Source organism: Providencia sp. PROV175 (genome assembly GCF_032707045.1).
GTDB lineage: Bacteria > Pseudomonadota > Gammaproteobacteria > Enterobacterales > Enterobacteriaceae > Providencia > Providencia hangzhouensis.
In genome coordinates this window covers 2713816-2727742 of record NZ_CP120533.1, presented here as the reverse complement: position 1 = coordinate 2727742, position 13927 = coordinate 2713816, and the positions used below count along the sequence as shown (strand labels likewise).

The 13927-nt window shown below is 41.4% G+C and carries 8 protein-coding genes; 4 read left to right on the top strand and 4 right to left on the bottom strand.

The genetic code is table 11. From position 1 onward, the window contains the following. Window positions 1–117: 117 nt before the first annotated feature. The 4 genes from P3L44_RS12230 to P3L44_RS12215 are packed head-to-tail and all read left to right on the top strand — an operon-like array spanning window position 118 to window position 10258. The gene (locus P3L44_RS12230; protein ID WP_272661545.1) at window positions 118–1950 is read left to right on the top strand and encodes an AAA family ATPase; all 1833 of its coding nucleotides are present in this window, start codon (window positions 118–120) and stop codon (window positions 1948–1950) included. 1 nt (window position 1951) lies between these two features. Then, window positions 1952–2584 (top strand): 4Fe-4S single cluster domain-containing protein, encoded by a 633-nt coding sequence (locus tag P3L44_RS12225; protein ID WP_197701515.1) that lies wholly within the window; start codon window positions 1952–1954, stop codon window positions 2582–2584. 16 nt (window positions 2585–2600) lie between these two features. Beyond that, window positions 2601–8909 (top strand): protein kinase domain-containing protein, encoded by a 6309-nt coding sequence (locus P3L44_RS12220; protein ID WP_272661546.1) that lies wholly within the window; start codon window positions 2601–2603, stop codon window positions 8907–8909. Continuing rightward, complete coding sequence (locus P3L44_RS12215) at window positions 8906–10258, top strand: hypothetical protein (RefSeq protein ID WP_272661547.1); 1353 nt, start codon at window positions 8906–8908, stop codon at window positions 10256–10258. The genes P3L44_RS12220 and P3L44_RS12215 overlap by 4 nt, the downstream gene beginning before the upstream one ends. 103 nt (window positions 10259–10361) lie before the next feature. On the opposite strand, the gene P3L44_RS12210 is transcribed toward P3L44_RS12215, so the two are convergent. Genes P3L44_RS12210 through P3L44_RS12195 form a run of 4 tightly spaced genes read right to left on the bottom strand, consistent with a single transcriptional unit; the run spans window position 10362 to window position 13911 of the window. Then, the gene (locus P3L44_RS12210; protein ID WP_140170590.1) at window positions 10362–11228 is read right to left on the bottom strand and encodes a metal ABC transporter permease; all 867 of its coding nucleotides are present in this window, start codon (window positions 11226–11228) and stop codon (window positions 10362–10364) included. Next, the gene (locus P3L44_RS12205; RefSeq protein WP_140170589.1) at window positions 11221–12111 is read right to left on the bottom strand and encodes a metal ABC transporter permease; all 891 of its coding nucleotides are present in this window, start codon (window positions 12109–12111) and stop codon (window positions 11221–11223) included. The genes P3L44_RS12210 and P3L44_RS12205 overlap by 8 nt, the downstream gene beginning before the upstream one ends. Further along, a complete protein-coding gene (locus P3L44_RS12200; RefSeq protein ID WP_109911242.1) occupies window positions 12108–12998 on the bottom strand; it encodes a manganese/iron ABC transporter ATP-binding protein in 891 nt (296 codons plus the stop codon). The genes P3L44_RS12205 and P3L44_RS12200 overlap by 4 nt, the downstream gene beginning before the upstream one ends. Before the next feature lies 1 nt (window position 12999). After that, complete coding sequence (locus P3L44_RS12195) at window positions 13000–13911, bottom strand: metal ABC transporter substrate-binding protein (protein ID WP_036958656.1); 912 nt, start codon at window positions 13909–13911, stop codon at window positions 13000–13002. Between the last annotated feature and the right edge of the window lie 16 nt (window positions 13912–13927).

Sequence of the window (13927 nt, the reverse complement as noted above, 5' to 3'; positions counted from 1 at the left end):
TCTATCTAAATGAGAATGTTCAGATAATACGGTATGAGTTCAAGATCTTGACGCCATTTGCTAGTGATTTCAGGTAAACTGCAAAGAATACTTTCATACTCAAGGGGTGCTATGAACATGGATTTTCAAAAACCGCGCTGGTTAAGAGACTTACTGCGATTTATTCCACTGAAAAGTCAGTTTGTTCTATTTGGCAATGTTCGAGACCTACAAGCCAGCGAAATTGCGCCTAGGGTAGTGACACCACTGCCGTTTAACCAAGCACTCTTTAATAACTTGTTTCAGGCAGGGTATGCCTATGTTATTACCTATACACCACTGATTGGTTTTCAATGCGTGGCGAGCCCCACAGAAAACTCGCAAGCGAGTGCTACATTGATGCAAAACTTAGGTTTGCATATGGCTGATGATAAAGCCGCTGGTGGTATTGATATGTTGAATCATTTGCTGGAAAAATTTATTAACTATAAGCAGCAGCCAATTGCATTATGTATTGATTTCGCCTCTTGCTTGATTTCCCATCGCGATAACCTGACTCCCGCTGAGCACAGCTTATTTACTCGGGCTCTGGTGGTTTCTCACCAAGCAAAAACGCGACCAGCAGGGGAAAATAACCAGCCGTTCTACAATTCTATTTTTTGGATTGTGGAGAAAGAAACCGATTTACCTGATTGGTTTTTAGTTAATAACCCACGAGTGAGAGCCATTCCTGTTGCGAAGCCTGACAGCCAAGTTCGTCGGGTTCTTACGCCAATGTTGTTAGCTTCATTATCTGATGTTAATAGCATAGAACAAGCGGATAAAGACAGCTTATTTAATGACTTTATTGATGAAACAGAAGGGCTCTTGTTACTGGACTTAACGGCGATAGTGCAGCTCGCACGGATTGAAAATGTCCCTGTGACACGTATTAGTGATGCGGTACGACGTTATAAAGTAGGCATAACGGAAGACCCTTGGAAAAAAATTGATAAGCAGAAAATACATAACGCACCAGAGATTATTTCTCGCCGAGTTAAAGGACAACAACATGCCGTCACTCATTTATTGGACATTATTAAACGTGCAATGACCGGAGTGGGGGGGCATAAAGGTGGGCGACCTCGAGGCGTTTTGTTTCTAGCGGGGCCAACGGGTGTCGGGAAAACGGAACTGGCGAAAACGGTCACTCAATTGCTATTTGGTGATGAAAGTGCGTATATTCGCTTTGATATGTCTGAATTTAGTGCAGAACATGCAGACCAACGTTTAATTGGCGCTCCTCCTGGCTATGTCGGTTATGATTCTGGTGGTGAATTGACGAATGCCATTCGTGAAAAGCCGTTTAGTGTGGTGTTGTTTGATGAGATAGAAAAAGCACACCCTCATTTAATGGATAAATTTCTACAAATTATTGATGATGGTGTATTGACCTCAGGACGTGGTGATCGCGTTTATTTTTCAGAGTCGTTGATTATTTTTACGTCAAATCTTGGCATTTATCGTTTGGATGCAAATGGTGAGCGGGTAGCGAATGTCCAGCCGAGTGAGCCTTTCGAAACGGTGACGCGTAATGTGAAAAGTGAAATCGAACGTCACTTTAAATTAGTGTTAAATAGACCAGAGCTGCTCAACCGAATTGGGGAAAACATTATTGTTTTTGATTTTATTCGCCCCGATGTGGCACAACAAATATTCGAACAAATGGTGGGAAATATTCTTTCTGGTTTGGAAAAGCAATCACTGACTATTTCAATTTCACCACAAGCCAAAGAAACGTTAAAACAACATTGCTTAGCTGATTTATCTAATGGCGGTCGAGGTATACGTAACCAATTAGAAAGCTATTTAATTAACCCATTATCTCGCGCTGTTTTCGACCAAGATTTACAACCTAATTCGGCTTATCAAATTATCGAAATTGCCACAGGTGAAACAACGCAAATCACGTTAGCAGCGATGAGTAATTGATGTGGTGAATGTTAATATTTCACGAGTTCATTTTCCCATTACGGCTCTAGGCCCCGGAAAGCGTATTGGTATCTGGTTTCAGGGATGCTCATTACGTTGTAAAGGCTGTCTTTCTCCTGATACATGGCAAGTGAAAGACAATAGCATCACGGTGAAACAATTACTGGACCAGATAACGGAGTGGTTACCATTCGCAGATGGCATCACGATTTCAGGGGGAGAACCGTTTGAACAGCCTGAAGCCTTATCCGCATTAGTGAAAGGGATTAAACAGCTAACAGATGCGGATATTTTAGTCTATAGCGGTTATCAATGGGAACACATTGAAGAGCGTGTTTTACAAATGGCTCCCAATATTGATGCCTTAATTAGTGAGCCATTTATTGTGGATCTTCCGCAAACCCAGATGCTCAAAGGCAGTGATAATCAGCAATTGCATATGTTAACGCCATTAGGAAAAGCGCGATTTATGGCATATCAGCGCTCGATAACACCAGAAGATAAAGTACTGGATTTAGCGTTTGATGAAACAGGGCGGCTATTTTTGGCGGGGGTTCCTGAACGTAACGATATGTTGCGTTTGCGGACCTTGATTGAACAGCAAGATCAATCCTTGCGACAACTAAAAAAATAATTAATTGGATGAATGGATGACCATGATACGTTTTTGCCCACATTGCCAAACAGAGCGACCGTTAACTGAAATTTTTTGTGCTGGGCAAATTAAAACACCACAAGGAGATAATCAGTTTTGTGGTTGGGATTTAACCCTTGAAGCTATTCATGAAACGGGTTGGCGTCCCATTGATGAGCACAATACCTCGATTGAGAGCCCAAAACTCAGTATTGATGAGAATAATCAAAATAACCAAATTATTGAACAAAGAGTTTGTGTGAATGGGCATTCCATGGATGAGGGGGATTTTATCTGCCTTGAGTGTGGGGCGGATGCAGCTCTTGAACTAAGCAATATTGAGGAGCAATCTCAACGACTGATTGGCAATTGGCGGCTTGAACGACGTATTAACCAAAACGATAGCCCACGTGAACGTTATTTAGTCACACATATTGAAAACGACAAAAATGGTGTGCTTACCTTATATCAAAAAGGTGAAGAACCTGACCCTACGATTTATCAAGTACTTCAATTGATCCCAACAGACCATGTGCCTGAGTTTTATGAAACGGGACGCTGGGAAAACCGCGCTTGGCATGTGACTGAATTCTTGGAAGGTGGCTCATTGAGCCAATTTATTCAGCAAGGGGAATTTTGGCAGTTACATGAAATTCCCAAATTGGTTGAAGAAATGGGGCAAGCGATAGCGGCATTTACTGAGCATGGCTTACGTCATCGCAATCTATGTCCCGCTAATTTATTGATCCGCAGCCGTGAGCCTTTAGATATTGTGGTAATTGAATATGGCTCTGCGAGTTTGTCTGAATTTGACCTTGATATCGTAACACCCTTAGATATTTCCCGTTATAGCGCACCAGAAACCTTAGCAGGCGGTGTGAGCGCCGCATCAGACTGGTGGAGTCTTGGGGTTATTTTATTAGAACAACTGACCCAAGGGCAGTGTTTTGCTCAAGTTCATGATAATGCGTTCTTAATCCAAGTCATGACTAATGGCGTTGATTTTCCTGATGATTTAGACCCCAACTTACAACTATTATTGCGCGGGTTATTGTGCCGGGATCGTTTTTTACGTTGGCAATGGCCGCAGGTGTCAGCATGGCTAGAGGGGAAAGCGGTCCAAGCACCGAAAAGTGCGATAGCAGGCTCGCCAACTCAATACCATCAAGTCCAGTTTGCAGGTCAGCAATTTTCTCAGCCAGATACTTTTGCCATGGTTGCTGGTGAACAAGCTCATTGGGATGGTGCAGTCCAATTTTTGCTACGCGGGGAATTAACATCGTGGTTAGCAAAGTTTGATAATAGTCAGGAACAACTCAAACAACTTCAGGCTTTTTTAGATAGTCCAAAAACGCTAGGTGGAGCCTTGCAAAGTGAAATTAATCAAGATATTAAACTCACTTTAGCTTTAAAAATCCTAAACCCGAATATGCCATTTATTTACCGTGGTGAAATCATCACACCAGCTTGGTTATTAGAACAGCCTATTCTTGCTTACGCATTAATTAGTGAGCCATTAACTCAACATATTCAGAATATCGACCCACAACATTGGTTAGTGCAGCTCTACCACCGCCAATGTTTAGTACGTCAACGTGCTGAACAGTTGAATATATTACTCAATGAAGAAAGCTTGAAACTGTATTTGTTAATCACGTCAATAAGCCAGCTCGCTGCGCGTTGGGAATTACTGCATAGCCAATTTCCTGACTCACATAATGAAAGCCTACAAACCTTATTAGATAGACAAAATCTGCAAGAAATTGATTATCTTTTATTGCTAAGTGCCGATATTGGGCAATTTGTTTCACTGACTACATTAGTCGAGCAATCTTTTGAATTAGCAAAACACAATGATATCCACAATTTTGATAGCGAAATAGCCAAAAACCAACTTTTGTTACCAAGAGGGGAACTATACCAGCTCATTAGCCACCGAGTCAGTGATTTCAAACGTATAGGGATCCCTGAATTAGATGGTTGGGTTGATGACTTTTTATTAATGCGTCGCTTGCCGTTAGTCAAAATCCTCGTATTGCTGGCTATTCCATTCGAACACTGGCAAGTACCCGAATCACAAAAATATGTTCTTGAAGTTCTAAGGTTTTTTACACAAAAGCTCACGTCAGTGACACAACGTGGAAACCTGGTACGTATGCGTTTAACGCAAAATACTGGGCGAGTCGATTTAATGGAATGCGATAGTCCCGTTCGCCCTGCAAGTGCATTACTTGAACATTTATTGAACCGCAAAAAAAGCACGGTTACCATTGATAGTGATTTGCTATTACAGCATAAAGGCGTCAATGGCCGATTACGGATCCTACAATCAGATACGCAGTTATATCAACGGGATACAGGTATTGATGGCATGTACCTTGGTTTCCCATTCTTATTATTGCACACACAGCCGAATCAAATTAAACCACGAATTGCACCTTTATTTTTATGGCCCGTTTCATTACGGACTTCTTTAGCTCAAAACAGCCCTATACAGTTTAGTTTTGATCATGAGAGGGCGGCAATACGCTTAAATCCAGCACTGGCAAGCTTTGCGGGTATACCTCCGGTGAGTGAGTGGCAAACAATATTAGATAATTTATTATCTAAAGCAGGTTTAACCATTGAAGATATGATGGAGACACTTACGTCTTTATTACCGATACAAGGTACAGAACTCGCGCCACTTCCGTCGATCACTACTCCAATTGCAGAGAATAGTGCACAAATCTGTTGTTCAGCGGTACTCTTCCATACCTCGTTTATTGGACAGGCGATGAGTAGCGATTTACAGCAAATTGCTGGGCTACCTATTTCCCAAACAGCCTTAGCGACAATGCTAAAAGTCTCACCGCTCAATAGCACGAGTGAAACACAGCCAGATAATTTACTTAATCAGTATGCATTGTCATTGGCAGACCCATCACAAGAACAAGTTGTTCAAGCTGCACAAGCTAACACGGGGCTGCTGATTGAGGGGCCGCCAGGAACAGGGAAAAGCCAAACCATCGTGAGTTTGATTGCAGATGCGATAGGGCGTCAGCAAACCGTTTTAGTGGTGTGTCAAAAACCTGCTGCACTAGAAGTAGTCTATAAGCGTTTGATTGCTAATGGATTAGGGGATAGAGCACTATATATCAGCCAAAGCCAAAAAGGCCGTGAGATTATTTTGGCGGTGAGAGAACAAATTGAGCAACTTTGGGGACAAGAAAAAAGCCAGTTCGTTGAGCTTGATTGGCAGGGAGAGAGAATTCATCTTGTAAATCGCGTTCAGCTATTTGAACAAAAAATAGATAGGTATTTTCACTCGCTCAATAATATCGACGAAAAGTTTCAAGTTTCTTATAAACAAGTATTAAGCCAATTGATTGAACTTGAAAAGCTTCCTCATTTTGATATTGATGAACAGCACATTAAGCCTTTATTAGCACAATTTGATAGCCATACGATTGAGCAACTAACGGATGATTTGAAGTCACATGCGTATACTTGGTGGCAATTGGATTATGAAAATAATGCACTAAAAGCCTTATCGCAGTTTACGGTGAATGACCCTCAATACTTATTGTTTAATCAATCTATTATGGGATTGATCGATACTGAAAAGCTACGTGATGAAGCTTATAAAACGCCATATCAGCAAATTACGTTGACTCAATTATCGACTCATGAGCAATGGTTATCACAGCATGAAGCACAATTTAACCAATTAACGGCTGAACAATGGCAGGATTTCTCCCGTTGGTTAACGCTATTTAGCAGTGAAACGGGAAATTTAGTTATTAACCAACTTGAGCTGTTGTATCAGCGTTTATTATCGATTAATGAAGAAAATATCGACTCGTTATTATTCCCTGTGTTTAGGGGGATTGATAATGACCATCTTGCCCAATTATCGCGAGCATTGATGGAAACAATGCAAAGGTCATGGTTACGTTTCTTGAACCCGTATTACTACCGTCGGCAAAACCAATTGCAGTCATTTATGGCGGCTAGTGGCTTAGCTCCTAAGACTGAAAAACAGACGTCAGTGCTTAATACCATTGCCGTTGAACAACAATGGCGTTTACTTGAAAGGGAATTACAACCATTATATCAACAGCTTGGTCTTGAGCTTCAGCCAAACCACCAGTGGCGTAGCACATTGCAACCGTTGGTCATGCAATTAAAACGAGTGGCAGATATGGCTGAGCTTCTCACTCAGTACCCTGAACCTTTGCATTTTATAGACGCGATTACTCAGCAACAAAAAGCCGGGTTTATCCATCAATGTCATGAAGTCAGGGCGGCAATAGCTAAGTTACGTGCAAAAACGGAAAGCTTAAACCAATTAAGTCGGCTAGATAGCGTATTTTCATCAGAAACCGTTGAACGGTTTAAGATGGCCATCGTAAACGGTGAGTCATATACGACTGAACTGGTGCTGATAGCGCAACAGAAAGAAAATTTACAGCGTTACCAATCGTTTCGGGAAGAAACACAACATTTTACCGAGCAGCATTGGGGGATCTTAACGCTATTAAAACCGGCTATTGGACAACTTATCGCAACTGAAGGGGGCACAACGCAATGGAGAGATCAATTAATTCAAACAATTAACTATTATTTCTGTCTGTTTACTAAAGCTCAATTGCTGGCAACATTGCCTGCATTAAGTACTAATCACGGCCAGCTGATGTCAGACCTAGCTGAATTAGAAAATGCTCAAAAACAATTACAACAATTCAATAAACTGGCATTGACGGCCAATATAGATATCAAAACGTTAGGGAACCGCCGAGAATGGGAAGAAATTACTCGTTTAGCAGGGCCAAGAGCGCGACGTTTAAGGGAATTTATACAAGAAGGTCGAGATATTGGGTTAATGCAACTACGGCCGGTTTGGTTGATGACACCCGATGTAGCGAGCCAGGTGCTCCCTCTTGAAGGTGCCATGTTTGACAGTGTGATTTATGATGAAGCTTCACAGATGCCGATTGAATTTGCCTTATCGACTTTATTTAGAGCCAAACAGGCCATTGTTAGTGGCGATGAAAAGCAAATGCCACCTTCAAAATTTTTCACAGGCAAGCAAATTGAAGACGATATTGATGAAGAAGACGATGACCAACAAGAATTGGCAGGAGAGCAATGGGATTACCGGCAAATTAGTGATTGCCCTGATTTATTACATTTAGCACGTACAGTATTGCCTATTCATACATTGGATATTCATTACCGTTCTGCTTATCGAGAGCTGATTAATTTCTCCAATTTTGCTTTCTATGAAAATAGGCTTAATATTCCAGCGCAGTTTTCTTCTAAAATGGTCAGTAAAATTAAGCCATTACAGCTTATTCAAGTCAATGGTACATATGTTAACCAAAGCAATGAAGCTGAAGCAGTCGCTATCGTGGATCATTTAGCTTCAATGTGGCAACGGCCTTTCGAACAACGACCCTCTGTGGGGGTAGTCACGTTTAACCAAAAGCAAGCAACATTAATTAATCAAATAATTCAATTACGTGCAGCACAGGATGAAGATTTTCTTCAGGCGTATACGCAGGAAAACCAACGCACTCACAATGACGAAGATATGTCATTTTTTGTGAAAAATGTGGAAAATGTGCAAGGCGATGAACGCGATGTGATTTTATTTTCTACCACATTTGGTCGCAATGCACAGGGGACATTCAGGCGTAACTTCGGGGTATTAGGGCAAACCGGTGGTGAACGGCGTTTAAATGTCGCCATCACTCGTGCTCGTCAGCAAGTCGTAATAATGTCATCAATGCCAATAGATGAAATTTCTGATTTATTAGCCACTTACCGCAAACCGGAAATTCCAAGAGATTATTTACAAGGTTATCTGGCTTATGCGCTAAATGCGTGTAACCCATTAATGCAAAAAGAAAATAAAAAATTACTTAGTCGCATGTGTCATACACAGTCAGCGGTTGATAACGAAACGCTCCCGCAAAATGCCTTTGTCGATTCGGTAATGAGTTTTATTCGACAAAGTGGCTGGCAGGTGACCACAGCAAGCCAAAATGGGGTATTCCATTTTGATGGCATTGTTGAGGACCGAACCAGTGGCCGTTTGCTCATCGGTATTGAATGCGACATACCATCACACCCACTATTGAAAACAGCTCGTTCTAGAGAGCTATGGCGCAGTGCTGTTCTGGCACGAGTGATACCAGCGCGTTACCGGGTTTCTATTATCGAATGGTATCAAAATCGCGATTTGGCACAGCAACAACTACATGATGCCATTTCTCAGGCTTTATTAACCTCATCCCTCTCTCAAATAGAGAGTCAAAATCCGCAAGAAGGTGCGTTATGAGTTCATCGGTTCATCGTATAACTGTTAGGGAAATGAATGAAATTCAGTGTCGGCGTCAGCTTGCGGTAGTTAAACGTCGATTTAAACAGTGGAATGCATTGGCAAACCGCAGCCAATATCATCAGCCGCGTATTGCACAAATCAAACAAGCATACCAGCAGTTAATGGAAAATGAGGCACAGGTTGCCACATTGTCAGCACGCAATTTAAGTTTATTAAATAACCAATTGGTTGAGTTTACTGGGACACTGAATAACGAAGTACAGGAAGTTCGTGAGCAACAAATTGAAAAACAAGCGTTATTAGCCCGAACAAAAAAGTACAGAGAACATAATTTGGCTGAATTAATCGCACTGGTACATGAAAAACTGCCAAATGAGACCGAACTTCTTACGCAATTAATTTCGGCTAGTGAACTGGATGAAAACCAATCTAATAAATTAATTTTTAAAGTATTAGCTTTATTGAGTTCACAATCAACTTCACTAACACCATCGGCAGCGGCATTATTGAGCCAGCTAAAAGCACAATCTGAAGGCGTGAAGCAATTTTGGCAATCAGGCTTACCTCAAACGCCGTTTGCCAAGCAACGTGAACAGCTACTATTGATGATTGAAAAACTGAAATTAATCGCTTCTTCTAATGAAGCTCAGCGTGCGGAACAACAACTGGTTGAGCTTCAAGAATTTAAAGAAGGCACACAGCGCCATTTACGTGCCGATTCATTGATCATGACATTGGCAGAACAATTGAAGTTAAGTCAGCAACGAATTGAACTTATCGATAAAATTGAACAACTTTGTGATGAATTGGCTATTTTTGCGAGTAATGAAAATGAAGCCATGATTTCGAATGCGCTAGCGAGTATACAATCAAGCTCGATAGAAGTGTTAACTGCATGGATAGATAAGCTGAATAATGCCGTAAGTACTGCAGAACGACAGGTTGTTGCCACTGCACAAAGGAAAACGGTATTAGAAGGGTTAGGAAAACTCGGTTATCAAGTTCAAGATACTGATGTTAAAGCATGGCTGGATGATGGCAAAGTGGTCGTCACACACCCTGCAACGCCGGGGTATGGACTAGAATTAGGTGGAAAACAAGCGCGTTTTCAAGCGCGTACAGTGGCTTTTTCTGCAAGGCGGGATAATTCACGAGACCAGGATGTTGATGCAATTTGGTGTAATCAACATCAACAATTACAAGATATTATTGCTCAGACAGATGCGGAACTTGTTGTTGAGCAGGCGTTACCAGCGGGAAGAGGGGAAATGAAGGTGTATGAAACTCAATCTGAAGATCAACGTCATAATATTGCTGTAAACCACCTCAAAACACGCAGTAAATAGGTATCACTAAAGAAGATTTAGTCACATATTAGGGCATTATTTAAAATAAAAAAGCTGAATTCATTATGCGTGAATTCAGCTTTTTTGTTATATCTGCCATTTATTATGCGGTATGTATACTTTGTGGGTTAGTTTGACTTCTTTTGCGTGCTAGTACTAGCTTGCTATAGAGCAGGGCTATCACAAAATAAACTGCCTGCGTAACAACAATGGTTGGCCCAGTCGTCGCATTAATGTGAAAACTCAAGATGGTTCCAATAACACTTGATGTTACAGAAGCGATGATAGCGACGACGAGCATTTTGCCGAAGCTCCGGCATAGGACAAATGCAATAATTCCCGGGGAGATCAGCATGGCAATAACTAAAATGATCCCAACCGCTTGCAGTGAAGCGACAATGGTTAATGCAAGTAAAGACAGTAAACCATAATGTATCAGCTTGACGGGGAGGCCAATCACACGGGCTTGGTTTGGGTCAAAACAATAGAGCATAAAATCTTTACGTTTCAGTAAAATAATTGCGATAGTGATTCCAGCAAACAGTAAAATCTGTTTAAATTCGCTATCGGTTATCCCTAATATATCACCGAAAAGAATATGTGTTAGGTGTTGCTCTGTATCGATTTTAGCGAACATCACTAAACCGATAGCAAACATCCCAGAAAATACAATTCCCATGACGGTATCTTCTTTTATCCGACTATTTTCTTTTAAATACCCTGTTGCGACAGCGCAGAATAAGCCAGATGCGAAAGCCCCTATCGCTAATGGGATACCGAGTAAAGAAGCAATAATGATCCCCGGTAGAACGGCATGGGAGATTGCATCGCCCATCAATGACCAACCTTTCAATACTAAAAAGCAAGAAAGGATAGCGCATACCGTCCCACTGACAATTGCGGTAATCAATGCTTTTTGCATAAAAGGAAATGCAAACGGAGCCATCAATAAGTCAATGAAATCACTCATGAGATGCTCCTTGTCGGTGTGACTGATGCAGCCGAGCTACTTCCTTTTTTGCATTACGTTTTGAGGCCAAAATACCGTGCTTAGGTGCAAAGAAAAATGCCAACAGGAAAATAATAGTTTGTAGTGTAACAATTAACCCACCTGTAGCACCGTTGAGGAAATAACTGATATACGCACCAACAGCACTGGTTACGGTGCCAATTGTGACTGAAATAATGAGTAAACGCTTAAATTGGTCGGTCAATAAATAAGCGGTTGCCCCCGGAGTGACGACCATTGCGATAACAAGGATTGCGCCAACTGTTTGTAAGGCAGCAACAGTACAAGCACTTAATAATGTAAAGAAAATAATTTTTAGGCGTAATGGGTTCAAGCCAATTGAACGAGCGTGGCTTTCATCGAAAAAAACGGCTAATAAATCTTTCCATAAGCACAGCAGTACAATGAATGAAACGCCAATAATAATTTCTACTTGTAATACGTCAGAATCCGCAATACCTAAAATATTACCGAAAATAATACTTTGTACATTCACAGATGTTGGGTTCAATGAAACAATCAACAAACCAGCAGCAAAAAAAGTAGAGAAAATAAAGCCAATGACAGCATCTTCACGTAAACGAGTTAGATGCTTTATTAATGTCATGGCTAGTGCCGCGAGGATCCCAGTAAAAAAGGCGCCAGCCGCATAGGGTAAACCTAAAGCATAAGCACCAGCTACCCCAGGAACAACAGAGTGGGAGAGCGCATCTCCCATTAATGACCAGCCTTTCAACATCAAATACGCCGATAAAAACGCACAGACAGCACCAACAATGGCGCTGACCCAAATGGCTTTTATCATAAAATCATATTCAAAGGGCTGTAATAACATCTCAATCATTCGGAACCCTTAGCTTGGTTTTTTCGAACGGGGGCATCATGGTCATGACCATAGAATACAGCCGCTCTTTCATCATCGGTAATGACGGTGACAGAGCGAGGGTCATCATCGTCATGAAGCTCTTGACCTGACAGGTTAATATGACGCAATACGCCGCCGAAAGCTTGCTGCAGGTTTCGTTGCGTAAATGTTGTTTCTGTAGGTCCACTCGCTAAAACAGTGCGATTGATTAAGATAACGTGGTCGCAAAACTCAGGCACACTACCCAAGTTATGAGTTGAAACGAGGATTAGATGGCCTTCGTCACGCAAACTACGCAGTAAGTCAATAATGGCATTTTCAGTTTTAACATCAACCCCAGTAAAGGGTTCATCAAGGAGTAAAACTTTACCTTCTTGTGCGAGCGCTCGCGCTAAAAAAACCCGTTTTTTCTGACCACCTGAAAGCTCGCCTATTTGGCGATGTTCAAGCCCTGCAAGGTCAACCCGTTCTAATGCCATTTTGACAGCATCTTTATCGGCTTGTTTAGGGATGCGGAAAAACCCCATTTTGCCGTAACGGCCCATCATCACAACATCAGAAACGAGAACGGGGAAATTCCAGTCAACTTCTTCTGTTTGTGGGACGTATGCAATCACATTTTCTTTAAGCGCGGTTTTTATCGGCTGATCATTTAATGTCACACTGCCAGAAGATGGGGTGACAAGCCCCATAATGGTTTTAAATAACGTTGACTTGCCACTACCATTTACGCCAACTAAGGCACAAATAGAGCCACCTGAGATAGTAAAGCTTGCGTCATAGATAGCGGTGTGACCGTTATTATATGTCACAGTCGCATCATCGACGATAAGATTCGGGTGTTCGAATTGACTTGAGTGGTTCATATTACTGTGAAAATCCTTTCGCTATCGTGTCTACAGTCGTATTTAAAAGGTCTATATATGTTGGTACTGGGCCATCGGCAGTTGATAATGAGTCAACATATAACACGCCACCGTATTTTGCCCCGGTTTCTTTACTGACTTGGCGAGCAGGTTTATCAGAAATGGTACTTTCACTGAATACCACGGGGATGTTGTACTTACGGACAGTATCAATCACTTTTTTCACTTGTTGAGGAGAGCCTTGCTCTTCCGCATTGATTGGCCACAAATACACCTCTTTAAAGCCGTAATCTTTCGTTAAATAGCTAAATGCGCCTTCACTTGAGACTAACCAACGTTCATTTTCTGGAATGCGATTTAAACGTTCACGTAAAGGGGCATCAAGTTCAGCAATTTGCTGCGCATATTTTTTGGCATTGGCATTATATGTTTCTGCATTTTCAGGATCATATTTGACCAGAGCTTGACGAATATTTTCAATATAAATTTTAGCATTGGCAGGAGACATCCATGCATGTGGATTTGGGTTATCTTTATATTCACCTTCACGGATTGGCATTGGCTCAATGCCCTCAGTGACTACGACAGCAGGAACATTTTTAAAATTTTCAAAGAAACGTTGGAACCAAACTTCCAAATTCATCCCATTCCATAAGATTAAATCTGCATCATAGGCTTTCATAATATCTTTAGGAGTCGGTTGATAACCGTGAATTTCCGCACCAGGCTTCGTTATAGACTCGACAATTGCTGCATCTCCAGCTACATTTTGAGCGATATCTTGAATAATGGTAAAAGTGGTTACGACTTTAAACTTTTTAGCAAAAGCAGGTTGGCTAAAAAAGATGACTGCTACCAAAGCAAACATACTGGTTAGTAAAGGTGCAGATAATCGAGATACGTTCTTCTTCATAAAAGTTGACCCTGAC